Here is a 25,783-nt window from a genome sequence, read left to right on the forward strand (position 1 = left end):
TTCCTGTTTCAGAAATCGAAGGGGGGCTTTTGATTGATTAGAAATCCCGCACACGAACGGTTTGTTGTGGTGAAGAAGCACTGGCGTAACAGCCCACCATGATTCCAGTAAAGACACCACCGACCTCAGTGGTCAGATATTTTGTTTCTCCACTGCCTAAAGGCTGTGCTTGTCCTTGTTCATCAAGAACAGAAAAACGATAGGTTTCTTTATCGGCGCTCAGCTGCAAGGTGACTGTATCCGCTGCATAAGGCAGTTTCTTTTCCACTTTCCATAAGGAACCGATTTGTCGGCGGAAAACTAGCTGCTGACTGGACGCCGTTTTTTCTAGGTATCCCTCATAGTGATGGGTGGCATTTAAGAAAACCGTCAATCCTGCTTGCCCATCCGTTAGTTGCCGACAATCAAAGGTTGCCTGAAATTGTTGCTCAAAGGCGGTTTGCCGTTGGAACACTGCGGCGAGTTTGCCTTGATCGGACAGACCCGTCTGATTAGGATGCAGCAAGAAGCCATATGGCTCTTCTTCAATCAACGTCGGGTCCCATTCGAATAAAGTCACGTAATCAGGCTTGCTGCTCTTCTTTTGTGTTTCCTTTGGTGCCGCCGCTGTGTCTACCTGAATGATTTCTGGCAAGTGACCTTCCTCGCCAAACACCGGCCATGGGTTTGACCAGTCCACCGGTAGCAGGCATGTTTCCCGACCTAGCAAATGCCTCAAAGGATAGCTGATGGGGCGTACTGCCAGACAAACTGCCCACCAGTTGCCTTGGGTATCTTGCACGAGGTCCGCATGCCCTGTAGCTTGCAGCGGCAGATTCGTGCTGCGATTGGTCATCACTGGATTGTTGGGGCATGCTTCATAGGGGCCCGTCAAGGAACGACTGCGGGCCATGGTCAGCATATGACCATAGGACGTTCCACCTTCGGAGATCAACAGGTAGTAATAGCCGTCTTTTTTATACAAGTGGGGGCCTTCTGGATCAGCCGCTCCGCTGCCTGTCCAAATGTTTTGGCGCGGACCTAATTCTCCAGAAGCCAAATTGATCGTCCGCAGATAGATCTCCTTATGGGTGCCTAAGTAATAGGTCTGCCCATCGTCATCTGCGAAAATCGTCGGGTCGATCCCAGGGGTGTCCAGCCAAATCGGGTCAGACCATTCACCGGCGATGTCATCTGTCCAGATCAGAAAGTTGCCTTCTCTTCCTTCGTTTGCCCCAACGTTGGTACAAACGAGGTAAAAGCGGTCCTTGATAAAACGCAAGGTTGGGGCATACAGACCAAAAGCATTGGGATTTTTCGTCGATAACTGCAGCTGCTCAGGTCGCGAAAGTCCATGACCAATCAGCTGCCAGTCTGCCAAGTTTTTACTGTGATAAATTGGTAATCCAGGAAAATATTCAAAAGTACTCGTCACCAGATAAAAGTCTTCACCGACACGGCAAATACTGGGATCTGGATGAAATCCAGGTAAAATTGGATTCGTGATGGTTCGCATCGGCATCTAGAACTCCTTTATCGTGGTTTGGTCAGCCGTCAGCTTATGGATCGTTTTTCCAGCAGTCGTGTGAATCTGCAAGGATGCTTGCTGGATCCCTGTCAGCTTGACGATCAGTTCTTGATCGACTCTTTCAACAGCCACCTCGCCAATCCACTCACCGTGGTGATCATAGATAGCCGTAGCGGTCTTGTCTTGCGGATCAAAGAGATGGATCGTTGGATGTTCGGCATAGTCATAGACTGCTTTGGTTTGTTCATGGCCTTCGATAATCAGTTGATTTGGTCGGACTAACAGTGGCAAGTGGAAATAATCATAGGTTTCTTGGTACCAACGTCCGCCCTCGTAAGCTTTGCCAGATAAATAGTCGATCCAATGCCCCTTCGTCTTCGGTACGTAAAAGGAGACCGTTCCTTGATCATTAAAAATGGGCGCAACTAAAAGGTGTTCCCCCAGCATGTATTGGCGATCCAAATGATGGGTCATCTCGTCTTCAGGAAACTCTAAGACCATCGCCCGCATCATCGGAATCCCCGTTTGGGCGGTTAGCACCGATTGAGCTTGTAAGTAAGGCATCAAGGACAATTTTAACTTGGTAAAGGCTTTGGCTACCGCCACGGCTTCGTCGTCATAAACCCAAGGCACTTTGTATTCCCAGCTGCCATGGTAACGGCTATGGGAAGACAGCAGACCAAATTGTGTCCAGCGCTTGTAAAGGTCTGGGGTTGAGCCAGCTTCAAACCCTGAGATATCGTGGCTCCAATATCCAAAGCCGCCTAACCCAAAGGACAGACCTGCCCGCAGTGACTCTGCCATTGATGGATAATCTGAGGTACTGTCGCCACCCCAGTGTACAGGCAAGCGTTGCGAACCAACCGAAGCTGCCCGCGCAAAAACGATGGCTTCTTCTGCTCCCTTGACTTCTTTCAGCAAGTCAAAGACGACTTTATTGTATAGGTAGGCGTAATAATTGTGCATTTTTTCTGGATCAGAGCCGTCATAGTACACCGCATCGGTGGGAATCCGTTCACCAAAATCCGTTTTGAAGCAATCCACACCCATGTCTAATAAGGTACGCAGCTTGCTATTGTACCAAGCGACCGCTTCAGGGTTGGTGAAGTCGACGATCGCCAAACCTGCTTGCCATTTGTCCCATTGCCAGACATCTCCATTGGCGCGTTTCAAAAAGTAGCCATTGGCCATCCCTTCGTCAAACAAGGGTGATTTTTGCCCAATGTAAGGATTGATCCAGACACAGATTTTCAATCCTTTGGCTTTCAAGCGCTGCAGCATTTTTTCCGGTTCTGGGAAAGTTCGTTCGTCCCACGTGAAGTTGCACCACTCGTATTCCTTCATCCATAAGCAGTCAAAATGAAAGACCTCAAGGGGAATCTCACGTTCTGCCATACCGTCTACAAAAGATGTTACGGTTTGTTCATCATAATCCGTCAAGAACGAGGTACTTAGCCACAACCCAAAGGACCACGCAGGTGGCAGCGACGGTTTCCCCGTCAAATCAGTGTAGCGCTGGATCACTTGTTTTAACTCATCACCGGCGATCACAAAGTACTGCAGCGTTTGTCCTGGATTGCTGAATTGAACACGAGAAACTTTTTCACTCCCCACTTCAAATTGCACCCGGTCGGGTGAATTGACAAAGACGCCATACCCTTTATTACTTACATAAAACGGAATATTTTTGTAAGCTTGCTCCGTACCAGTGCCCCCGTCGGCATTCCAAATATCAACACTTTGGCCATTTTTCACGAAATTAGTAAAGCGTTCCCCTAAACCATAGATCGTTTCTCCCACATCCAGGGTCAACTGTTCGCTGATATGGGTATTTGCTTGCGGATCAATCACTAAGGCTTTGCTGCGAGGTTTGCTTTGGGTAATCAGCTGTTCTTTGTAATAAAACGAAACTGTCACATTTTCCTCTTTGCTGATCACGACTTGCAAGTCTCCCGAGCGAAAAACATATGATTGCTCATCCTCTGAAATACCAGGAGTGATCTCTTCTGTCATCAATTCAAAGTTGGGGGCTTTGGCTTGGACCCCTTTATAATTGTAGAGGGTGATCCCAATGATATTGGTTCTAGGGGTAGTGACTTCCATCGTTAACAATCCGCCATCCAGTGTTGCCCCTTTATGCCCGACATAGCTATAAGGCAGATATAAGACCAATTTGTTTTCTTCTTTACGGGCATCGTAGACATGCACCGCAAATTTCACATCAAATCCTTCACGAAATAACCAACCGCCATCTGAAAATTTCATTTTTTTCCTCCTTGTTGGATCAATGTCAACGCCCCTAACAGACCAGAATCATTATAGTAACGACAAGTCTCGATCGGCACTTGGAAGTCCGGCCAATGGGGGTTCTCATTGATTGCTTGTTTGATTATAGCTAATAGATCAGGGTTTTGGCTGATGCCGCCGCCGATCAGTATTCTTTCGGGATTCATCGTGACAGCTAGATTGTAAATCGCAAGTGCGACATAATGTGCCCACTGTTTCAGAATCTCCTGCGTTTCAGGATCACTCGACCGCTGCTGCATGATGGTTTCTCCTAAAATCTCCTCTGATTCAGGAATCGCTTTTGCTCGTCGATAGGCAGCAATCAGCCCTCTCGTTGAAGCTAGATCATGGAGGGTCGCAAAAGAAGATGCTTGAAAATCAGTGATCATCATTCCGAATTCTCCTGCCCGAAACCCATTTCCGTGAATCAACTGGCGCTGATGAACGAGCGCGCCACCAATACCGGTGCCTAATGTGATCATGACAAAATCTTGTACGTCAGCAGCATTTCCGGTCGAAAGTTCTGCTAAAGCAGCACATTTCGCATCATTTTCGATCCAGATCGGATAGGGCTTGGTTAAACGCTGCTGTAGCTCTTGTACGACAGCACAGCCGTGTAAAGGAGCCAACGCCCCCGCCATGATCGCTCGGCCATTGACTGAATCAATGAAACCAGGAAAACTCAGCCCGATCCCTTCGATAACATGCGCTTGCTCGACTTCTTGTATTTTGGCAGCTAAGGCAGCAAAAAATTCATCCCGCGTATTACTCGGGGTTTTGATTTTGCCTCGATCCAGCCATTGATTCTTCTCGGTAAAAACCCCGAATTTGATATAGGTCCCGCCTACATCAAAGCACAGGCGTACATCTGTCATTTCTCCTCCTCCGTTCAAAAAGCGCTTACAGTTTCATTTAAATTATATAAAAGAAAAAAAAGAAAGCCTACCAAGCAATTTAGTCATCGTTACCCTAAAAAATAGATGTCCGTAGAAAATCACGGACATCTTTGTGGTTATTCATTTTTCCGAAACTCATTCGGTGAAACCCGATGGTATTGTTTGAACTTTTTATAGAAATAATCAACATTGCTGTAGCCCACCAATTCAGCAACTTCGTAGACCATTAGATTGGAATGACGTAAGATTTCCACCGCTTTTTCCATTCGTACTTCATCCAAGAACGCCAAATAATTTTTACCGGTTTCTTTGCGAAACTTCTTGCCTAGATAGGCACTATTGTAATTGAAACGTTCCCCGATTTTTTTCAAGGTCAAATCTTCTTGATAATGCTTTTTTGTGTATTGGATCAATTCTGCAATGATATCGATTTGGTTCAAACTGCTGGCGACTGTTGCTTGCAAGTCTGCTAGTTTTTCGGTGATCACCTCTTGTAGCATCGGAAACGTTTGGGCGAGAAAAATCTGCTGATGCACTTCGTCTGTTGACCATTCGATCGCTAATGCTACTTTTTCACTGATTTGATGCTGCAGCCATTCGATGTCGCCATTGACTTGCCATTTGATCTCTTCTTCCAATGCCAATAAATGATAAAAGGTTTGATAATAGCGGAATAACGGCTGTTCCAACGGATCGTTTGCCAAAATCGCTTTTACTAATTCTTCACGCAAATCGCTTCGTTCTTCTGCTTCTTGGGTCGTATCCAAAACATGGTGAGAAATGACTTGATTGGGAAATAAGAAAATCAATTTACTTAATGTCTGGATATCGATCATCAATGGCTTCAAGTTCTCTTGCGCCGCAAACCAGCGGGAGATCAAGATCTCTTGATGAGCCATTTTTTTGCGGCACCACGCATCGATCGCCTCGTCGGGAAAGCGTTCCTCGTTTAACAAAACCAAATACCGATGATGCCGATGGATCAAGGTGATGACTTGCGCCACTTGCTCCTGCAATTTCTCAACCAGCTTTTGGGCATCTGCCTCCTCGGAAAGTCGCAATAGCTTGATGGCTTGTGCGTCTTTGATCCCCGTTTGATCCCCGCCAAACAATTTCTCCATCAACTGACTCTTCTGATTTTTCTGCTGATCGGTCTTGGCTTTTTGATCGATTTTCGTCAAAATACCGATCAGCTCTTCTTCATCAACTGGTTTCAGCAAATAGGTCACAGCGCCCAGTTGCAACGCTTGCTTGGCATAGTCAAAATCTGAGTAGCCGGACAAAATAATGGCAAAAAACAAAAGCCCTTCCTCCGATGCTGCTTGCACCATCTCAAGACCATTTTTTCCCGGCATACGGATATCAGCGATCACAACGTCTGGCTTCAATTCGCGGATCATTGCCAAGCCAGCTTCGCCGTTTTCCGCCGACCCGACGATTTGATACCCCAGACGTTCCCAATCGATGATCAGAGGCAGTCCATTTCGGATCGATGCTTCATCATCAACGATCAACACTTTACGCATTTTCCAACCTCCATTTTCAGCTACTCCTTCGTTACATCATGTTTCACTTGTCAAACTTGCCCCATTGGTGCGAATCACCTCTTGATACCAATAAAAACTATCCTTCGGGATGCGCGCCAACTGACGTTCGTTTTGATTGTCGCGATCGACATAAACAAACCCATAGCGTTTTTGGTATCCATTCAACCAACTTAGTAGATCTGTAAAGGACCAAGCACAATAGCCGATCAGCTCAACCCCATCCGTGATAGCCTTTTGCAGTTCCACCAGATGTTCCTGCAAATAGGTAATGCGGTATGGATCATGGATCTGTTTGTCTTCTGTCAATTGATCGATGGCGCCTAACCCATTTTCAGTAATAAAAATCGGCAAGTCATAATTGGCTTGGATACGTCGCAAGGCTACACGGAAACCAACGGGATCGATCTCCCAGCCCCAATCTGTTTTTTTCAAGTGGGGATTTTCCGCCGTCGCAAACATGGTTTCTTCTGGTGAGAACTCGCCAGCTGCCGCTTGCATCAAATACGGATCGACTTTAGAAAATTCTTTCTTTTCAGCTGACTGCTTTTGCAAATTGTTTTGTTGGGCCGTTCCACCGTGATAGTAATTGATCCCTAAGAAGTCAGGTTTTGCCTGTTTTAATAGTGCTTGATCTTCTGGAGTGACTTCAGGAGCCAGACCGACTTTGGCTAATTGCTTGTAGACAAATTTCGGGTATTCGCCTTTGCAATAGACATCTAAAAACCACGCGTTGTTGAAGGCTTCGCCATTTTCTGCAGCCAGCACATCTTCTGGGTCACAGCTAAACGGATACATCGGACCATAGCCAAAACTTGGACCAATCTTGCCCTGTGGAACCAGCTCATGGAACAAATTAATTGCCTTTGCATTGGCAAGGTTGATGATATGATTGGCTGCATACATCCGTTTTAAGTCCTTCAAGCCCGGTGGATGTGCCGCCCAACGGTACCCAAGAGAAGTGAAGACATTTTGTTCATTCATGGTGACCCAATAGGTGACTTTCTTTCCTAAGCGTTCAAAAAGGATTCGGCAATACCGTTCAAATGCCGCTGCTGTTTCTCGTCCCTCCCATCCTTGGTATTTGTCTTGCAAAGCCTGAGGAAGATCCCAATGATACAGCGTCAAAATCGGTTCTACTCCTTGCCGAAGCAATTCGTCCACCAGCTTTTCGTAAAACGCCACACCAGCTTCATTGACCGCACCTTCGCCATCAGGCACGATTCGCGACCACGCCACGCTGAAGCGATAGGCTTTCAAGCCCATTTGCTTCATCAAGGCAACATCTTCTTTGTATCGATGGTAGTGATCGATCGCCACTTTGCCGTTGGTTTCCTCAAAGGTATTGCCGGGAATTTGGGCATAGGTATCCCAAATCGACGGACCTTTGCCGTCTTCTGCCCATGCACCTTCAATTTGATAGGCCGCCGAAGCCGCCCCCCATAAGAAGTTTTCTGGGAAAGGATCTAAGTTTGTGTGAAACATCAAGTTGCCTCCTTCAATTCCTAAACCGAGTTAAATCGGTTACATTTTATCGTATCATAATTTGGTTGATTCGTAACAATTGCCAAAAGATATTTTTTAGGTGAAAAAACTGTCGCTCCTCAGAACGACAGTCGTTTCTTATTAAAACAGGTAATCATTCAAACGAGATTTCACATATTCAATGTGGCTGGATTCTAATTCGATTTGATCATGCGCCAATGCGTAATCTGTCAGTGTTTCTAAGTTTTCCTCATCAGCAACGATCTTCGCTCCGATGCCTTCTTGGAACGAGGCGTACCGTTTTTCCTTCAACTCGTCTAAGAAGCGGTCTTCTTTCAGCTTCGCTGCTGCTTTTAACGCTCGGGCATATGTATCCATACCAGCGATGTGGGCTAACAACAGATCTTCCATTTCAAATGACGAACGACGGACTTTAGAATCGAAGTTGATTCCTCCCGGTGCGATGCCGCCGTTTTCTAAGACTTCGTATAAAGCGAGTGTCGAGTCAAAAACGTTGGTTGGAAATTCATCCGTATCCCATCCTAACAGCATATCTCCTTGGTTGGCATCCAGTGATCCTAATGCGTTATAGCTACGGGCAACGGCGATTTCATGTTCAAAGGTATGGCCAGCTAATGTTGCATGATTGGCTTCTAGGTTTAATTTGAAATCTCCTTCTAAGCCGTAGTGCTGAATGAAGGCCATCGTTGTCGCTGCATCAAAATCATATTGGTGCTTTGATGGTTCTTTTGGTTTCGGCTCTAATAAGAACTGCGGTTTATGACCGATTTTTTCGCCATAAGCGATCGCCATTTTGAATAGACGGGCGATGTTGTCTTGTTCAAATTTCATGTCTGTATTCAACAAGGTTTCATAGCCTTCACGGCCGCCCCAGAAGACATAGTTTTCACCGCCTAATTTTTTCGAGATATCTAAGCCTTTTTTAACTTGGGCTGCTGCATACGCGTAAACTTCCGCATTATTGGTGGAAGCAGCGCCGTTGTTGAAACGAGGGTGTGAGAACATATTTGCTGTATTCCATAATAGTTTGATCCCCGTTTGTTCCATTTTTTCTTTGATCAAATCGGTGATTTCGTCTAAGTTTTGGAAAAATTCTTCTAACGTTTCTCCCGCAGGTGCCACGTCAACATCATGGAAACAGAAGAACTCTGCCCCTAATTTTTCGCAAATCTCAAAAAAAGCTTCTACTCGATTTTTCGCCGTTTCCATTTCGGTGTCACCGATCCACGTCCGTTTGTTGACGGGTGCGCCGAAAGGATCAGAGCCGTCTTGCGTCATCGTATGCCAATAGGCGATTGCAAAACGTAGATGATCTTTCATTTTCTTGCCTAAAACAACTTCTTCGGCATCGTAATGGCGAAATGCAAACATATTGTCTGTTTTAGGACCTTCGTAGCGGATTTTTTCGATCTCTGGGAAATAAGTCATTGTTGTTGCCTCCATTTTATGTTTTTTAGTGTAATAAACTAACTTACTTAGTTCCAATCATTTAGAACCAAAAACGATTCCTCGCTTTGATCAAGCAGATTTTCTGCTGCCATTATGCTATTCGATCTGCGCCAACGCATGGCAGATAGGCGCGGTTTGCTGGTAGACGGTCCGGTAGATCGCATAGATTTCTTGGTATTTGGCGACATTTTCAGGAATCGGTGCAATGGCCTTGCTGTATTTGACAAAGGCGTTAACACAAGCGGCCGCATCTGGATAAATGCCGCTGCCGATTGCTGCCAGCATTGCTGCGCCCATACCTGGACCTTGTTCAGTAGATAAAGTCAGCATTTCTGCATTAAAAATATCGGCTTGCATTTGCAGCCATTCGGCATTTTTCGCACCGCCCCCCACAGAAACGATCTGGGTGAATTTCCGCTGTGCTCGTTCTTCCATGATCATTTGGGAATCTTTCAGAGAGAAGGTGATCCCTTCTAAGACGGCACGACTGAAATGCTTTTCGCGATGCCGTGTGTCAATACCAATAAAACTTCCCCTGATTTGGCTGTCGGTATGTGGTGTGCGTTCGCCCACGATATAAGGCGTAAACAGCAGGCCTTCTGCCCCCGGTTTTACCTCACTGATCGCTGAAAGCAATTCCTGAAACGATTGGTTTGGGGCAAACGTATCACGATACCAGCTTAAGGAATTTCCAGCGGCTAACGTGACCCCCATTGAATACAACTTGTCTTTGATCGCATGACGGAAAAGGTGTAGATCGCCTTGATAATCAACCTCTTGCGCTTTTTCAAAGGATAAGAACACACCGCTAGTGCCTATCGACACCATGCCGACACCTTCGGCGATGATCCCTGAACCTAATGTAGCACAGGCATTGTCTGCGCCACCTGCATAGATCGTCACCTCTTGTTCAAAGCCAAAGGCTTCTTGCAGTTCTTTTCGCATTTGCCCTACAGGCGCTGCTGATTCAAAAAGCGGCGGCAGTATATCCGATGCGATTGCGAATTTTTCTAGAATGGCTTCAGACCAGCACTTCTTTTCGATATCCAGCAGTAACGTACCCGCCGCATCAGAATAATCCATCGAATAGTTACCAGTCAGCCAAAAAGCCAAGTAGTCTTTTGGCAGCATCATGTGACGAACTTGTTGCCAATGTTCAGGCTCGTGTTCTTGGACCCATAAAATTTTGGGTAAGGTGAACCCTTCCAAAGCAACATTCTTGGTGATTGCTTTTATTTCCTCTCCAAAGGATGCCATGATCGCTTGACATTGTTTGGTGGTTCGAACGTCATTCCATAATATTGCCGGGCGAATGACTCGGTTTTCTTCATCCAATAAAACAAGACTATGCATTTGCCCGGAAAAGCTGATGCCGATCAATTCCTTCTGCAGCTTTGGAAGCTGCTGGATCAAGGTTTTGATTACCTTATCTGCCGCCTCTTGCCAATGCACCGGCTCTTGCTCACTGAACCCCGGTCTAGGGGATGACAATGGATAGTCAACACTTGCTGTTCCTTGGAGTTCCCCGGTTTGATCAAAAACTAAGCCTTTTAACGCACTTGTTCCTAGATCCAACCCTAAAAAATAAGCCATCTCTTCTCTCCTTCCTCTGTTTGAAGCAGTTAACCATTGCCTCTCAATCGGTTAATTAGCATTCAAAACTAACTAATTGGATAGTAAACGATTCTCGCATTTCTGTCAAGCGCTTTCAACGAATCTTTCATGGTTTTTCGTTCTCAAACTGCTGATCTTGCATTCTTCCTCTTTTCTTTATTCTTCAGCTTGCACAATATTAATTTGCACGGTAAACTAACACTAATCACATCTATGAAGAGGAGAACACATGATTATCAATAAAATGGGCATACGCGAACAAAATGAAGCGGCTGTATTGAAGACGATCATTGACAATGAAAATGTGTCACGAGCGGAAGTGTCAAATTTGACCCATCTCAATAAAGCGTCTGTTTCTCAAATAACCAAAAAACTGATCGACACGGACTTCGTTCGCGAAGTCGGCATTGGGGATTCCACTTCGATCGGTGGTCGCAAACCGATTCAATTGCAATTCAATCACCGAAGCAGCTTAGCTGTTACCTTTGACATCGGCTATAACTATGTTCGTGGAATGCTTTCTTATATCAATGGCGAGATGATCGCCTCCGCCGACCATTCCCATGAATTGATCACCAAAGAAAATGTACTGGCGACGATCGATTCCATGATGAAAGAATTTTGGCCGCAAATGCCGCAAACCACTCATGGATTAGTAGGAATCTGTTTGGCGATCCACGGTATCGTTCACAATCAGACGATCACCTTTGCCCCCTACTACGACTTGGAACACTTTGATTTGATCGCCCCTTTGAGCCAAAAATACAATACGGCGGTCTATATAGAGAACGAAGCCAATCTGACGGCTTTAGGCGAGTACTGTTTTTCTTCTGATTCCACGAATTTACTGAGCGTCAGCGTCCATAGTGGGATCGGTGTCGGAATCATCGTTGATGGGCAGCTGCAAACCGGTACTCACGGCATGGCGGGGGAAGTTGGTCATTCTACGCTCTTTCCTCACGGCAACTTGTGCCCTTGCGGCAATCGAGGCTGCTTAGAGCAATATGCGTCGAACAAAGTCTTGTTTGACACCTACAGTCACTATACAAAAACTGCGTTCGTTAATTCGGATACCTTTGCACAAGCCTATCATGCCGGAGAAAAATCAGCAGTCGAATTGGCGCAACAAAATGTTGAGTTTCTTAGTATTGGGCTAAACAATGTCATCACTTTTTCTGATCCCGAAGAAGTCTATATCAACAGCTCAGTCTATCGCAAAATTCCTGATTTATTACTGGCGCTGCAGCAAAAATTGACCAGTCAGTTCACCAAAAACACGAAGATCAAAAACAGTCGATTAGGCGATCAAGCCCCGCTGTTTGGCGGCAACGTTCTAGTGGCAAAACATTTCTTGAATATCAACGATTTGCGCTTTGCGGCACTTGATCTCTCCCGTGCGATCCGTTAAATGTAAATGAATGCTGGACTGAAAACTCAGTCCAGTGTTTTCTTTTGGTAAAAGGGTCTCGCTATCCTTTGATTCCGCCAGCCGTCACACCGCCCACGATGTATTTCGATAGAAACAGGTAAATCAGCAGTAAAGGAATAATACTTAATGAGATCCCTAGATACATACTGCCAAATTCAGTACGGTAAACATCAGTTTTCAACAATTGGACCAGCATCGGCAACGTATACTTTTCCGTATCGTTGATCAAGATCAAGGGCATCAAGAAATTATTCCACGAGGTCACGAACGAGAAAATCGCCATGGTAGCTAAGCCCGGTTTCATCAAGGGCAACATGATGCGATGGAAAATTTTGATTTCGCCGGCTCCGTCTAGACGAGCAGAATCTGCCAAATCAGGATGATAGATCGTTTCTAAGTATTGCTTTAAGAAAAAAACGGTCGCGGGTGATGCGATCGCTGGTAAAATCAATGGCAGAAAATTATTTAAGAGCCCTAAGCGATTCATAAATTGATAAAAACCGATCATGCTGATTTGCTGAGGAATCATGATCAGCCCAAGAATGACAGCAAACAGGACTTTCTTGCCACGAAATTCATAGGCGATCACGCCATAAGCCGTCAGCGCCGAAAAATACACATTGAGAACGGTAGCACCAGCAGCAATCAGGAAACTATTTTTAAACCCATTGAAAACATTGAAGCCTCTGCCCATTAAGACGGACCAGTTGTATTGGAGATTACCGCCGGGCCACAAGGACAGCCCTTGCTGGATCTGGTCCGCTGAACGGGTTGCATTGACTAAGACGACCCAAAAGGGCAGAATACTTAGGATGGTCAGCAACACCAAAAAGACATAGATCAACAATCGTTTTGCTCGATAGCTATTTTCCATTTATTTTCGCCCCACTTTGCTGTTTTCTTTGAAAAATTGAAACAATAACGTGCTTAATACGATTGAAAGTACCAATAATAGTACCGACGCGGTTGCGGCAACGTTGAAATTCCGACTCCCGGTAAAGGCCTGGTTGTAGATGAACATCGTGATTGTTAAGACACTATTGTTGGGATTACCGTTTGTCAGCAAAAAAGGAATGTCGAACATTTGCAAGCCGCCTATCAAGGACGTCACCAATGTATAAAGCAAGATTGGTTTTAACAAAGGCAGCGTGATCTTGCGGAAAATTTGACCATCATTGGCTCCATCGACCATTGCTGATTCAAAAAGAGCATCATCAATGCTCAAAATGCCCGAAACCAAAACGATCGTTGTCTGACCATACCACATCCAAAATTGGATAAAGGAAACGATCAGCCGAGTGCCCGTTTCACTACGGAAAAAGTCATAGGGCTGGTCCAAAACACCGAAATGCTGCAAGACTAGGTTGATCGGACCTAACGGAAAACTGAACAAAACAAAAAATAAGATTGCTACTGAAGCCGCAGTAATGATGTTGGGTAAGTAAAAAGCGACTTTGAAGAAGCCTTTCCCTCGCAAGAGCAGCTTGATATTGGTAAACCATGCCGCCAACAACAAAGCCAAGCCAATTTGAGGGACAAAGTTTACGCCCCACAAAATAAAGGTATTGCTGATCGATTTTAAAAATAACGGGTTGCGAAAAATCGCAAAATAGTTATCCAGTCCGACAAGATTGGCAGCTGGATTCCACCCTTTTAGATCTGTAAAGCTCAGGTAAATCGTATAGAGAATTGGATAAAGCTGAAAAACCAAGAATGCTAGAAAAAATGGTGCGATAAATAATAGCCCATAGCGATGATACTGTTCAAATCTTCTCTTATTCTGCATCGTAATCCCCCTGATATTTTTTTCTTCCACTGTCAACTTCTGCCTGTAAAGACAAGCCCTTTAAGCAGCGCGTAGTACCTAGAAAAGATTGAAACCGACCCCGTCTTCGGTGCCGGTTTCAACAACACCTAATCTACTTGAACATCTGGATAAGCATTGACGACCGCATCTTTAAAGTTTTGGATCGCCGTTTCCTGATCCACTTCACCTTTTGAATATGGTGTCAAACAACTATCCGTAAAGAGGGTTTCAATCGTCTGGTCATACTCGGTCAGAATTTTCGCGTTGATGTCTTGAACCATATCGGCAAATTCTGCATAGTGGTTTTGACCGCCTAAAAATTCCTCTTGGTATTCGCTTTTAATTTCTTCAACGACTCGCTCATTCGATACAAAATCACCGGTATCTTCGGCCCATTGTTTTAAAAATGCTTGATCTGTGGTCAAGTAAGCCACCAATTGCGCCGCTTCTTCTTGCATCTCAGAATTTGCCGTAGCACCGATCCATGTGCCGCCCCAGAACCACGACGACGGTCCTTGGATCATGCGCCAGTCCCCTTCTGTTGAGCTGGAGTTATCGGCAGCTGTCGCATTTGGTTTTAACCAATAGTGCAGCCCCCATGTCGGCAAACTATAACCGAATACATTGTCGCTATTCATTCCAGCAAACCAAGCTTCTGATTGTCCTTCTGTATCTTGTGTCAGGCCTTCTTCTACAAATTTTCGTGATATATCCAACAAATCATACAAACTGTCGTCAATCACTAATTTACCGTCTTCAACCCAGCCATGTTCGCGTTGACCATAAAAAGGCTTCGCCAAATCTTGGACACTAGAGATCATATAGGTGGTTCCACCACTTTTTTCTTTGACTGCTTTGGCTTCCTCATAGAACTTGTCGTAGTCTGACAAGGCCGCTTGCGCAGCCGCTGGATCATCGACCCCTAGCAGCTCTTCTGCCATCGACGCCCGGTAATAAAACCCGCCAGGAGCAGCTTGCCAAGCCAAGGCATGAAGAACCCCGTCTTTTGAAGTTCCTACGTCTTTGACATATTGATACGTATCTGCCGCGGCTTCATCAAGTCCCAGTGAACCAAGGTCTGCCATCATCCCTGATTCCACATATTTTTTGACAAAGGCAGATTCTAAAGCAATCACATCTGGTGCATCTTTGGAACCGAGAATCGGATCGAGCTTGGTCTCGAATTGGTCAGAAGGAATCTCCACGATCCGAATGTCATAGGCCAAATCGTCATGCGCCGGCAAATAGTAATCATTGATCATCGTTGACAATTCTGAAGTAAAGGTCCAAACCACGAGTTCATCCTTGCCACTACTTCCTGATGCGCTGTTATCCGAGCCGCTGTTTCCTGAACCATTCCCGCAGCCACTAAGCATAAAAGCCGCTAAGCCCGCCACTGACGCTGTTTGTAAGACCCGTTTCCAATTTTTCATCTTTCTTCCTCCTCGATTTTTTGATAGTCAAATGAATCAAAATCAGCCGCCAAACGATTGCCAGTCGTATCGATCGCAAACATCCCCACAAAAGCCCCCGTAAAGAACCCACCGTAATGTTCTGCCACATAGTCGTCAGACAATTGCAAGCTGTCAAATAGCTGATCGATGACCTGCCACTCTTTTTGATCAAAGGAGTACGCGTATTGATAGTGGGCATAATTAACGATCGTTTTGAAGTAGACTGTTTGTACATCGGCTGGTATCACAACTTTTGATACTTTTTGGCTCTTCAGTTGGCCCTTTTCGCTTGCCAATACAGTGATGATTTTTCCTTTCCTCTCATCATGAGTGATGTAGATCGCCGACCAATTTTGTGTATTGTAGTAATTCGTCATGCCTGCCAACTGTAGAAACGAGGTCGGCGAAAATTCGACGGCAGTCGTTGCTTCAAAACGAAAATCGCTCCATCTCCTTGCCACCAGTGCTTGATGGAATAAGGAATTGAATGACTCTCGGCCATACAAGCGCAAGTACCCTGGTCGTGCGGTCAAACTACCGATCTCCTCAGAAAAAGGAATCCGCAAGGTTTGAAACACTGGTGCCAACGACACCTCTTCAAAATCATCAAAGCCTGATTCTGTTTCCCACGGATGTTCGGGCAGCTGTGGCTGTGGGACCTCCGCTTTTGGAAAGTTTCCGCCTGTGATATACGGCCAATCATTTTCCCAGTAAACAGACTGGATCGCTGTTTCTCGTCCGAGCGGGCAATAGCCGCGATTTTCTAAGAGGGGCGTTTCTGGATACTTCAGCGCTCGTCCTGTTAAGTGAACAAAATACCATTCATCGGTCTGCGTTTTCACAAATGAACCATGACCGGCTTTTTGTAGCGGGATCTCTGGCTGTCCCCATGAACTAATCAGAGGGTTTTGAGGATGAACTTCATAGGGGCCTTCGATGTGTGTCCCACGAGCGATGGTACTTGCATGTTCAAACTGGGTGCCACCTTCTGCCGTTAATAAATAATAATAGCCGTTCACTTTATACATGACCGGTGCTTCAGTCAATTTGCGCTCTGTTCCTTTGAAGATAATTTTGGGCTGCCCCACCAATTTCTTGGCTTGCCAATCAAACTCTTGGAGAACGATCCCATAAAAGGAATGATTTGTCGGGCGATAATCCCAGACCATGTTCAGAAAATATTTTTTGCCGTCATCGTCATGAAATAAAGAGGGATCGAAACCAGAAGAATTCATATAGATTGGTTCTGACCAATCCCCATCAATGGTTTCACAGGTGATCAAATAATTGTTCACATCTTTCCAGCTATTGGATTGTGTTTTGACATCTGAATAAATCAACCAAAAACGACCATCACTGTAACTTAAGTTTGGCGCCCAAACGCCCCCAGAATCAGGATTTCCCAGCATATTCAACTGACTGACACGATTGACTGGTGTACTGATCAAGCGCCAGTTCTTCAAATCCTTCGAATGGAAGATGCGCACACCTGGAAACCATTCAAAGGTCGACGTAGCAATGTAATAATCTTCTCCTGCACGACAAATACTCGGGTCTGGATGAAAGCCTGTTAGTATCGGATTGGTAATCAAAAAAATTTCCTCCTCTTTCCCTTTTTGGCATTTTATGATTCAACTGAGAGTCAGTAGGAATGAACTTCTTTCAGTTAGTAAGTTTTCTTTACTAATATACCTAACTAAAAAAAGAAACTTGTTACTGCAGTCCATTTTAAAAATATTCACTAATCATTGTTCTATTTACTTTCTTCAGCTGAACTGTCATAATTATAAAATGAAATCGCTATCATTCACAGGACGATTTCCACACATCGATAGACAAAAAATGGAGGAAAGATTGCGTGACCATTTTAGAAGAATATCATTTTGGCGAATACCTAGGCGTTTCCAGTTACCATCCCTACTCGCTTAATTACATGGAACATTTTCATCGTTCCTTTGAATTGCTTTTTTGTAGTGACGGCGAAGCGGTTGTCAAAATCGAAGAAAGTCCCTATGTCCTTACAACTGGCCAAGTGTTATTAGTCATGCCTTACCAGACCCATGCCATCGAAACCCCTAAGGAATCACAACTGCATATTCTGGTTTTTTCGCCGGAGTTTATTCCAGATTTTTATGCTAAAACCAAAGATTTCGCTTTGTCAGATCCCGTTATCACCATTGATCCGTCTGTCGCAAATCAGCTGTATTATCCTTTATTTGAAACGGATTCCCTCTATTTACGAAAATCGGCACTGTATCAAGTCCTTTACCTTTTTGAGCACCAAACGACTTTACTACCAGCCAAAAACCAAGAGGATATCCTGATCCAGCTGCTTGCCTATATCGAGTCACACTTCAAAAAAGAGCTGACGCTCGAAAAACTAAGCAGCAGTATCGGTTATAGTAGCGTCTACGTTTCCAGAATGATCACTGAGAAATTGAAAAGCACCTTTCCTCGGCTTTTGAATCAAGCAAGAATTCGCCATGCCTCTTTTTTGCTGACCCATAGTCTCTTGCCGATTACGGAAGTAGCAGAACAGGCTGGCTTTCAAAATGTGCGAACCTTCAATCGAAATTTCAAAGCATTGACCTCACTGACTCCGAAAGAATACCGCTTAACACACAATGCTCATTTTTCGTTGCTGAAGGAATAGTAAAACAAAAAAGCAGCTTCACTTACCTATAAAGTGAGCTGCTACAATCTTACTCGTTATTCTAGTCAGCCTTTTGCCACGTTCCCAGAAAGTAGTGAAAAACGTTCTAACGCTCCCCTTCTTCATAGAGAAATGAGCAGGAAAAAACCAATTGCCAAAATCAACCTTTGTTGTTTTACCGATTCCGCAACGCTATGCCTGATTTACAGCACCGTATGTTCTTGCTTAATGCCGTTTGCTTTATCGAAGCTTCTTGGAACATCGATCAAGCCCAAGAAAAATGATTCACGACTAGCCAGTCTCTGACTTCCGTCAGATCAGAAAAAGTTTTCACCTGTGCAGCTACTTCTTGCTCAAGTTTTGGCTGTTTAAGCAAAGGATACTTCCCATTTTTCTTGACTGGCAAAACACTTAAATCATCCGCAATCAGAAAAGCTGGGATCTTGGCTTGTTTTGCGGCTCTTATGCCGGCTAGAGAATCTTCTAATACCAAGGCTGCTTCAGGCTTTACGCCTAATTGTTGGCATGCTGTCAGAAAGATTTCTGGATCAGGTTTGCCCTTTCGCACTTGATCCCCAGAAACCACCGTATCAAACCAATCTGGCATCTGTTCCATTTCAAAATACGCCTTGATTTTTTCTTTCGACGAAGAGGACGCCACGGCTATCAAGCAATCTTGTTTTTTTAATGCTTCCAATAGTTCAAGAAGGCCGGGCTTTTTGAACACCCGCTTTTCTTCAGCTAAAATCACTTCTTTCTGACGATTCATCGCTTCTCGCCACCGATCCGTTGGTACCGTACTGCCATAAAGTTCCTGCATCCCTTTACGAATATCTGCTTCCGTTCTGCCAGTCAGGTAATAATAAACATCTTGGCAAACTTCAAAATCATACTCCTCCGCGGCTCTTAAATAGGCGCGGTAAACTAACCGACCTCTTTCAAACATCAAACCGTCCATATCAAAAATCACCAGTTTTATCTTCTCCATCCTATGGCCTCCTTTGCTTTTCTGCGAATAAAAAAGCAATGGTACCAAAATCCTTTGGCACCCATTGCTTCATCTTGTTTATTTACAGCTGACTGCTCAACTTAGCAATGATTTTACATGCGCCAAATGGCTGTCAGCCTTTTCCCGCCCTTCTTTTACTAGCGCTTCTGACAGAATGAAGGAGCCGCCAACCGCTAATACTTGCGGATCAGATAAATAGTCTTGAACATTTTCGAGAGTGATCCCACCAGTTGGGACAAATCGAATATCGTAAAACGGACCGCTGAGGGCTTTGATTGCCGGTAAGCCCCCGTAGATATCCGCAGGGAAAAATTTCACAACTGATAAGCCATAATCCGTTGCCCGTTGAATGTCATTTGGGGTAGCTGTCCCTGGAAACACTGGAATGTTTTCGGCAAGACAAAATTCCACCACATCAGGTACAAGAGCAGGGGAAACAATAAAGCGCGCCCCTTTCTCAACTGCTGCTTTTGCTTGTTCTAAGGTGCGTACCGTGCCTGCGCCTACGATCAATTTGCCCGATTGAGAGAGTTTTTCAATCGCTTCTAAAGCAAGGGCACTGCGGAAGGTCACTTCAATAAAATACAGTTCATGCTCAATCAGCAGTGATTCTACTACTGGCAAATAGGTAAGGTCTGTTGCCGTGTAAAGGGGCAACACCCTTGTTTTTGCCAATTGTTCATAGAGTGTCATACACTCTCTCCTCCCTTCGTTCCCCTCGATTGCATTTGCTCTTTCAAGACGGCTTCATGAAGCCCTTGAAGATAACTGATACCAATCGCGCGATCATACAGACCATAGCCTGGCATCGCCACTTCCCCCCAGATCGTCCGCCCGTGATCAGGACGGATGACACCATCAAAACCGACCTCAACCAAGGCTTTCATAATGGCATACATATCTAACGATCCTTCAGTGGAAAGATGGGCAGATTCTTTAAATTTGCGTTCCCCCATAAACAACACATTGCGAAAATGAACAAAGTTGATGCGGCCTTTTAAGCCATGAACGATCTCCACCATGTCGTTTTCTGGATCGGCACCTAACGAACCGGTGCACAACGTCACCCCATTATAAGGCGAATCCACGATGGCCATGATTTTTTTCAAGTCCTCTAAATTTTTGGTGATCCGTGGCAAACCAAAAATTTCCCAAGGTGGATCGTCCGGATGGATCGCCATTTTCACATCTACTTCTTCACACACAGGAATGATCCGCTTTAAGAAATAGCTTAAGTTATCAAAGAGGATCTCTTGAGTGACCCCTTCATAAGTTGCCATCAAACGCTGGAACTTTTTCAGTCGTTCTTCTTCCCAGCCTGGCAATTTAAAGCCTTTTGATTGGCTATGGATCAGCGTATACATCTCACTAGGTTCCATATCATCCACAACGGCTTGATCATAGAGCAAGGAGAAGCTGCCATCCTCGTTTTGATAAAATAGGTTTGTTTTTGCCCAGCCGAAGATCGGTTTGAAGCTATAGCAGATCATATGTACATCACAAGCTGCTAAATTCCGAATCGTTTGAATATATTGATCGATGTAGTGATCCCGTTCCTCTGTTCCAGCTTTGATCGCATCGTGGATCGCGACACTCTCAATCCCTAATAGCGAAAGATGCTCTTTTTCAATTGATGCTTTTAGTGCGTTGATTTCGGAAATCTCCCAGACATCTCCGGGCATTTTATTCAGAAGTGTTCCTACAATGCCGTGCATTCCTGGAATTTGTCGAATATTCGTTAACGGGATCGTATCCCCTTCCCCGTACCATCGAAACCCCCATTGCATTTGCTGTCACCCTTTCGTTTTTAAAAATCATCGTCCTCATCAGTTTCTTCGCTACTATCACCTGCTGAAGAATTGTGCCAAATCGCTACACTGTTTTCTCCTTGCTGGATCACTGCTGCCACCGCCTGTTCAATCGGTGTCGCCAAAAATTGATGATTGATTGCTTCTAATACCATCGGTAGATTCACTCCGCCGATCACATACGTCTTTTCCTGAAGTGGTTCATCTAATTGATTGATCGTTATAACCGACTGATTGTAGGGACTGGCACTCAATAGATCAGCAAACACCACGACACCGTCCCCTTGATCTGTTTCATGGATCGCTTCATGGATTTTGTTTCCCAGAAGTTGAATATCCTCTCCGTGGTTCAAATTAACGACCGCAATATTTTCGACACTGCCCATGATCACCTCTGCGGCATCTTTAAAACCAGTACTCAGCTGTCCGTGAGTTGCCAATACGATTCCTAACAAATGTTGTTCCTCCTTTTTCGCTTCCTAACCAAATAACGCAAGGACTTTTTGCATATTCCTACTATTCAGCTCTTTTTGCTTTAATTGTTTTTTAGGCAACACATACGTCTGATCCTGTTGCTTTTCTGCACAAAACAGATAGTTGATGCTGCCCATTGCTTCACTACTGTGTTCGATTGACAACTGCTGGAGTTGCCCTTCATTGAATTGCTTGCCGATAGCTCGAATCGGAGCATCGGCACCAATAGAATCTAAATAATAAATCTTCGCATTCGGCCCTGCTGAATCACGTAACACTTCCAACCCGCGTTCTCCGTAACTTCCTTCATCAAGAAATGCGAAGGCCGTCGTTGTTTGACTGTTTTGACTGATTAGGGACAGCAGCGCTAAGATAGAGGAGGTATTGCGGGTTAGATTTTGCTGAAATCCTGCCCCGCGGCTTACGCGATTTAATATCAGAAAATAAATACCGACCCCTGAAGCAAAAAGCGCTGTTTGCCAAGACAATAAGGGAAATCTCCCTGAGGCAAAGTGGATATAAAGCCAGGTACCTAACAACCCTAAAAGAATCATCACTGCTGAAGCAGTCAGAATAAATTGATTTGTTTTACGGCCTTGCTCCTGCCGATCAAAAAAATGGTAATCGCCAAAATGCTCTGGCGGTGTATCATAATATGTGCAGATGATCCGTTTTGCTTTGGTCAGATCACCAACATACAAATTGCGTGAGGCGTTTTTTTTCGTGTGATCATACTCGATCACCTGAAGGTCTTTGCGAAATGGAATGATATCCGCGATGAGTGCCTTCAAAAATCTTTGTTTGCTTTTATCCGTTGATCGCGACCGATAGACATATCGATAACGAAAAAGCCAATCACGAAATGCTTCTGTTTGATTCATGGCGGATTCTCCTATTCACAAATTACTGACAAGGAAGGAGGAACTCTATTTTTATAAGACCCTCCGCCTTCCTCTTCAACAGATGACGAACGGCTCAATGATTACAAATTGAACTGCTTCAACACATCTTTAAGGGTTGATTTCGGTGCAGAAGGTGTTGCTTGAAAATAGATTGATTCCACACCGTACGCTTCGTTCATTTCTTTGAGTTTTTGCGCATCAGCTTGATTTAAATAAACAGATTTTGTTACCAAGAGATCTTTCTCGGGATCTTTTTGGGCGATACCGCCTATGTTCAATTCTTTCATTGGCACGCCGTGTTTGACTAAGTCGTACATCACACTGACGGTTTTAGCGATCAAAATACAGTTGTAATCTTTGAAGTTGTATTCATCCCAGTAAAATTTGGCTTTTTCTGGTGTAACGACGATCGTTTTTTGCCCTGTGCGGCTACCGGCATTTTTGTATAATTCCCGCATGAACTTATCCTTAGCTACTACCTCATCCACTACAAAGATCGAGTTGACTCCGCTTTTTTGCGACAAGGTCATCATGACCTGCCCATGGATCAATCGTTCATCTACTCGTGCTAAATTTACTACACCCATTGTTGACACTTCCTTTTCTTATAAAATACCGACACCGGCTAAAATAATCAGAATCAAAGTCAGCCATAGCAATGCTTGCGTGACTTTTAATCCTTTCTTTGTATAGAACCAGTAGACGCCAATTACAACTGCTAACGGCAAGATCCCTGGTACAATCTGATCAAGGATATCTTGGATAATAAATTCTCGTCCAGAAATATCAAACTGCAGCGAAGAACTGACTTTGACATAGTTTCCAGCCAGAACCCCCATCATAAACAAACCGAGAACCGACAGTGTTTCAATGGCAGTTTGAACACCTGTACTCTGCATCAAGCCAGTTGCGTTGCGTCCCATTGAGAACGCTTGGCGGGCAAAAAACATTCCTAGAGAAACTTGATACAGTGCAAAGCAAATGAACGGAAACAACGCACCTAGCGGACTTCCTTGCTGTGCCCAAGGGACGGCAATCGCAATAAAGATATATTGAACGGTTCCTGAGTCGATGGCATCCCCGATTCCTGCTAAAGCACCCATCAAACCAGCTTTCGTGTTGTACATTAGATCATCCTGCATCAAGATCTCTTTTTTCTCATGCTCTTCCTCGGCTCGCTGTTGTTCCATTGATGACATCAGCCCAGTAATAACACCGCCACCCCAACTTAGCTGGGTATTGAAAAACAACAGTTGGCGTTTGTAGGCAGCTTTCAGTGCCTCATCGTCTTTGTAAAGTTTGCGCAAAATCGGCATCATGGCGTATAAAAGCGATGGTGATAAATACCGTTCAAACGAATGCGGGATCTCATTGGCGAAATGCCATCTTAGGTATGCTTTTGTGACATCTTTCTTCGTGATTTCTTCCGGTGCGCCTTGCGCTTTTTGAATTATTTCGGTCATTACTGCTCCTCCTTATCGATTAGAACCCGTCATCATAGTCATCGTCATCATCAAAGGATGGTGATGCTGTATTCGTTTCTGGGGCTGGGGCCAATTTTCCTTTTTGTGACTGAACAAAAATCAACGCGATCAAAATACCAAATATCGCATAGGTGACCATGGTAATTTCTAGCGAACTGAAAACTACACTCATGAAATAGGCCAAGAAGAAAAAGACCATATAATCTTTTCGACCGATCACATAGACGGTAGTTGCAATCCCGATCGCTGCCAATCCGCCGCCGACTACTTCTAAAATATGGATAACGACTGTCCCCTCAAGAGCATTGATGACATCAGCAATCAGTGGAGCGCCTAAATAAAGTGCAATAAATACCAGCGGAACAAATAAAATAAATGAAGCCAGCGTTGGGTATAAAATAATTGAACGAGTCATTGCTTTGTCATTAAGATCTTCCACTGCTTTATCCGTATATTTTCCTAAGAAGGTATTGATAAAGAAACGGAACTGATACAAATAACTCCCTAGCAAACCAACAGGTACGGCAACAGCAATCGCTGCTTCTGGTTGCAGATTTCCTAGCAAAGCTACCGGTACGGCAATCGCCGCTGCAATCGAAGGTTCCGCCGGCATGGATCCGCCGGGAGAAAATACCCCCATGTAAATCATTTGTAAAGCGGCAGTGACGATCATGGCTTGAGGCACATTTCCCATCACCAGTCCGACAACTAATCCCGTCATCAACGGTGAAAAACGTAAAGTCAGTGTGGCGCCTCCGCCGAGCCAACGAGACATGACTGCTGCAACCCATAGCGCAATCAGTAAACTTTGTGTAACACTTAATGTATCCATTTTTCCTCCTCCTAAACTTCTTTCAAATAGTTTTCTAAATCAAGAACAGCTTCTTTCAAGCGTTCTTTGGTGATTAAGACTGGAATCAAGTGTACTTTTTCTTTTGAATCTATGAACTGCACCAACTGATCAATGACTTGTGCATCTTCAGGAAAAATACCCATTTGATGTAAACTCATTGGTAAGTGCAATTCTTGATAAAAGGGGATCAACTGATCGATGACCGTCCATTTTTCTTCAAGCGCTAATTGATAAAACATCCCATAGGCAACCTTTTCCCCGTGAAGAAAACGATGACTCTCAGGCAGATATTTACTGATGGCATCATGCATCGCATGCGCCGCTGCATTGCGGGCATATTTATCGCCTAGCCCGCCTACCATTCCAGCAACTGCAATAACGATCTCCGACAAATGACAAAAGGCGTCTGTCACTTCCTGTCGCTTCATATCTTCAATCGCTTGTTTCGATTGTGTCAAAATAGCTGTTTCGCATAATTTTGCTGTATAGCCTGCCATTTGCAAGAAAGGCTCATTTTTCAAATGTGGTTGGGCTAAGATTGCTTCCGATTCAATCCACTTTGCCAACGTATCCGCTAAACCGGCGATAAAGTAGGAGACTGGTGCATCGATCACTAACGTCGGATCGGTAATCAAAAAAGCAGCCTGTCTTAAATAGTGTTCCGACTTCCCTTCAGATTCTCCCGACTCTTTATACATGACAGACAAGGGTGTCCATGGTGCACAATTACTGGCCAATGTTGGGATCAGTCCAAAGGGTCGATTGACTACATGTGCTGCATATCCCACTAAGTCGGCTAACTTCCCGCCACCAACCCCCAGAATAAAATCGATCGCCAGTTCTTCAACAAGATCAGCAATCAGTCCAGCGCCATAATAGCTACATTCTCCTGTGTAGCGATGATAAAAAATTTCCAAATGCGCATCTTCTAAAAAGGGTAATTTTGGTTTCGCTTTTTCCCATGAAACCGTTCCATGTACGAGCAGCAGTCGTTTTACTTTGTACTCTTTTAATACTTCCGGCACATAGTCGATCGCGCCTTCATGGTAACGATAAACTTGCGGTCCAATCTTTACTTTTAAATCCGTTAGCACGAGCTTCACTCTCC

22 protein-coding genes are annotated in these 25,783 nt (G+C 44.6%); 2 read left to right on the top strand and 20 right to left on the bottom strand.

Going from position 1 to position 25,783, the window contains the following annotated elements; all coding sequences use genetic code 11:
* Window positions 1-37 precede the first annotated feature (37 nt).
* The 7 genes from IGJ17_RS13495 to xylB form a co-directional block, all read right to left on the bottom strand.
* Window positions 38-1,501, bottom strand: coding sequence for a family 43 glycosylhydrolase (locus IGJ17_RS13495; protein ID WP_429961517.1), 1,464 nt, complete (start codon window positions 1,499-1,501; stop codon window positions 38-40).
* Window positions 1,502-3,772: an alpha-xylosidase gene (gene yicI / locus IGJ17_RS13500; protein WP_429961518.1), complete on the bottom strand. Its 2,271-nt coding sequence runs from the start codon at window positions 3,770-3,772 to the stop codon at window positions 1,502-1,504.
* On the bottom strand, window positions 3,769-4,668 hold the full coding sequence (locus IGJ17_RS13505; RefSeq protein ID WP_016612767.1) for an ROK family protein: 900 nt from the start codon (window positions 4,666-4,668) through the stop codon (window positions 3,769-3,771). The genes yicI and IGJ17_RS13505 overlap by 4 nt, the downstream gene beginning before the upstream one ends.
* 137 nt (window positions 4,669-4,805) lie before the next feature.
* Entirely contained in the window at window positions 4,806-6,215 is a 1,410-nt protein-coding gene (locus IGJ17_RS13510) for a response regulator (RefSeq protein ID WP_005234063.1), read from the bottom strand.
* A gap of 36 nt (window positions 6,216-6,251) precedes the next feature.
* Complete coding sequence (locus tag IGJ17_RS13515) at window positions 6,252-7,718, bottom strand: glycoside hydrolase family 1 protein (RefSeq protein WP_008380598.1); 1,467 nt, start codon at window positions 7,716-7,718, stop codon at window positions 6,252-6,254.
* A 141-nt stretch (window positions 7,719-7,859) separates the two neighbouring features.
* Window positions 7,860-9,167 carry a xylose isomerase gene (xylA, locus tag IGJ17_RS13520; RefSeq protein WP_008380597.1) on the bottom strand — a complete coding sequence of 436 codons (1,308 nt, stop codon included), beginning with the start codon at window positions 9,165-9,167 and terminating at the stop codon, window positions 7,860-7,862.
* A gap of 117 nt (window positions 9,168-9,284) precedes the next feature.
* Entirely contained in the window at window positions 9,285-10,781 is a 1,497-nt protein-coding gene (xylB, locus tag IGJ17_RS13525; RefSeq protein WP_429961519.1) for a xylulokinase, read from the bottom strand.
* A 250-nt stretch (window positions 10,782-11,031) separates the two neighbouring features.
* Here xylB and IGJ17_RS13530 point away from each other — a divergent pair, with 250 nt between their 5' ends.
* Window positions 11,032-12,210, top strand: a complete 1,179-nt coding sequence (locus tag IGJ17_RS13530) for an ROK family transcriptional regulator (protein WP_086332668.1) — start codon at window positions 11,032-11,034, stop codon at window positions 12,208-12,210.
* 61 nt (window positions 12,211-12,271) lie between these two features.
* On the opposite strand, the gene IGJ17_RS13535 is transcribed toward IGJ17_RS13530, so the two are convergent.
* The 4 genes from IGJ17_RS13535 to IGJ17_RS13550 all read right to left on the bottom strand — a co-directional run bounded on the left by IGJ17_RS13535 (window position 12,272) and on the right by IGJ17_RS13550 (window position 17,084).
* Entirely contained in the window at window positions 12,272-13,105 is an 834-nt protein-coding gene (locus IGJ17_RS13535) for a carbohydrate ABC transporter permease (protein WP_429961520.1), read from the bottom strand.
* Window positions 13,106-14,017: a carbohydrate ABC transporter permease gene (locus IGJ17_RS13540; protein ID WP_429961521.1), complete on the bottom strand. Its 912-nt coding sequence runs from the start codon at window positions 14,015-14,017 to the stop codon at window positions 13,106-13,108.
* A gap of 128 nt (window positions 14,018-14,145) precedes the next feature.
* Window positions 14,146-15,471: an ABC transporter substrate-binding protein gene (locus IGJ17_RS13545; RefSeq protein ID WP_429961522.1), complete on the bottom strand. Its 1,326-nt coding sequence runs from the start codon at window positions 15,469-15,471 to the stop codon at window positions 14,146-14,148.
* On the bottom strand, window positions 15,468-17,084 hold the full coding sequence (locus IGJ17_RS13550) for a glycoside hydrolase family 43 protein (RefSeq protein ID WP_042890502.1): 1,617 nt from the start codon (window positions 17,082-17,084) through the stop codon (window positions 15,468-15,470). Before IGJ17_RS13550 ends, IGJ17_RS13545 begins: the two co-directional genes overlap by 4 nt.
* A 266-nt stretch (window positions 17,085-17,350) precedes the next feature.
* On the opposite strand from IGJ17_RS13550, the gene IGJ17_RS13555 reads away from it, so the two are divergent.
* Window positions 17,351-18,145: a helix-turn-helix domain-containing protein gene (locus IGJ17_RS13555; protein WP_429961523.1), complete on the top strand. Its 795-nt coding sequence runs from the start codon at window positions 17,351-17,353 to the stop codon at window positions 18,143-18,145.
* Window positions 18,146-18,410: 265 nt separating this feature from the next.
* On the opposite strand, the gene IGJ17_RS13560 is transcribed toward IGJ17_RS13555, so the two are convergent.
* The 9 genes from IGJ17_RS13560 to IGJ17_RS13600 all read right to left on the bottom strand — a co-directional run bounded on the left by IGJ17_RS13560 (window position 18,411) and on the right by IGJ17_RS13600 (window position 25,769).
* Window positions 18,411-19,133 (bottom strand): HAD family hydrolase, encoded by a 723-nt coding sequence (locus IGJ17_RS13560; protein WP_429961524.1) that lies wholly within the window; start codon window positions 19,131-19,133, stop codon window positions 18,411-18,413.
* A gap of 96 nt (window positions 19,134-19,229) precedes the next feature.
* A complete protein-coding gene (locus IGJ17_RS13565; protein WP_008380585.1) occupies window positions 19,230-19,847 on the bottom strand; it encodes a bifunctional 4-hydroxy-2-oxoglutarate aldolase/2-dehydro-3-deoxy-phosphogluconate aldolase in 618 nt (205 codons plus the stop codon).
* Window positions 19,844-20,941: a mannonate dehydratase gene (gene uxuA, locus IGJ17_RS13570; protein ID WP_005234052.1), complete on the bottom strand. Its 1,098-nt coding sequence runs from the start codon at window positions 20,939-20,941 to the stop codon at window positions 19,844-19,846. The genes IGJ17_RS13565 and uxuA overlap by 4 nt, the downstream gene beginning before the upstream one ends.
* Window positions 20,942-20,961: 20 nt before the next feature.
* Window positions 20,962-21,417 carry a PTS sugar transporter subunit IIA gene (locus IGJ17_RS13575; protein ID WP_429961525.1) on the bottom strand — a complete coding sequence of 152 codons (456 nt, stop codon included), beginning with the start codon at window positions 21,415-21,417 and terminating at the stop codon, window positions 20,962-20,964.
* Window positions 21,418-21,441: 24 nt separating this feature from the next.
* Entirely contained in the window at window positions 21,442-22,317 is an 876-nt protein-coding gene (locus IGJ17_RS13580; RefSeq protein ID WP_429961526.1) for a hypothetical protein, read from the bottom strand.
* Window positions 22,318-22,418: 101 nt separating this feature from the next.
* On the bottom strand, window positions 22,419-22,925 hold the full coding sequence (locus IGJ17_RS13585) for a PTS system mannose/fructose/N-acetylgalactosamine-transporter subunit IIB (protein WP_005228434.1): 507 nt from the start codon (window positions 22,923-22,925) through the stop codon (window positions 22,419-22,421).
* Between the two features lie 18 nt (window positions 22,926-22,943).
* Complete coding sequence (locus IGJ17_RS13590) at window positions 22,944-23,801, bottom strand: PTS system mannose/fructose/sorbose family transporter subunit IID (protein WP_429961527.1); 858 nt, start codon at window positions 23,799-23,801, stop codon at window positions 22,944-22,946.
* A 19-nt stretch (window positions 23,802-23,820) separates the two neighbouring features.
* A complete protein-coding gene (locus IGJ17_RS13595) occupies window positions 23,821-24,654 on the bottom strand; it encodes a PTS mannose/fructose/sorbose/N-acetylgalactosamine transporter subunit IIC (RefSeq protein WP_008380575.1) in 834 nt (277 codons plus the stop codon).
* Window positions 24,655-24,665: 11 nt separating this feature from the next.
* Window positions 24,666-25,769 (bottom strand): iron-containing alcohol dehydrogenase family protein, encoded by a 1,104-nt coding sequence (locus IGJ17_RS13600; protein WP_429961528.1) that lies wholly within the window; start codon window positions 25,767-25,769, stop codon window positions 24,666-24,668.
* Window positions 25,770-25,783 lie beyond the last annotated feature (14 nt).

This window comes from Enterococcus sp. DIV1096b (assembly GCF_050498765.1).
In the GTDB taxonomy this organism is placed as follows: domain Bacteria; phylum Bacillota; class Bacilli; order Lactobacillales; family Enterococcaceae; genus Enterococcus_D; species Enterococcus_D entomosocium.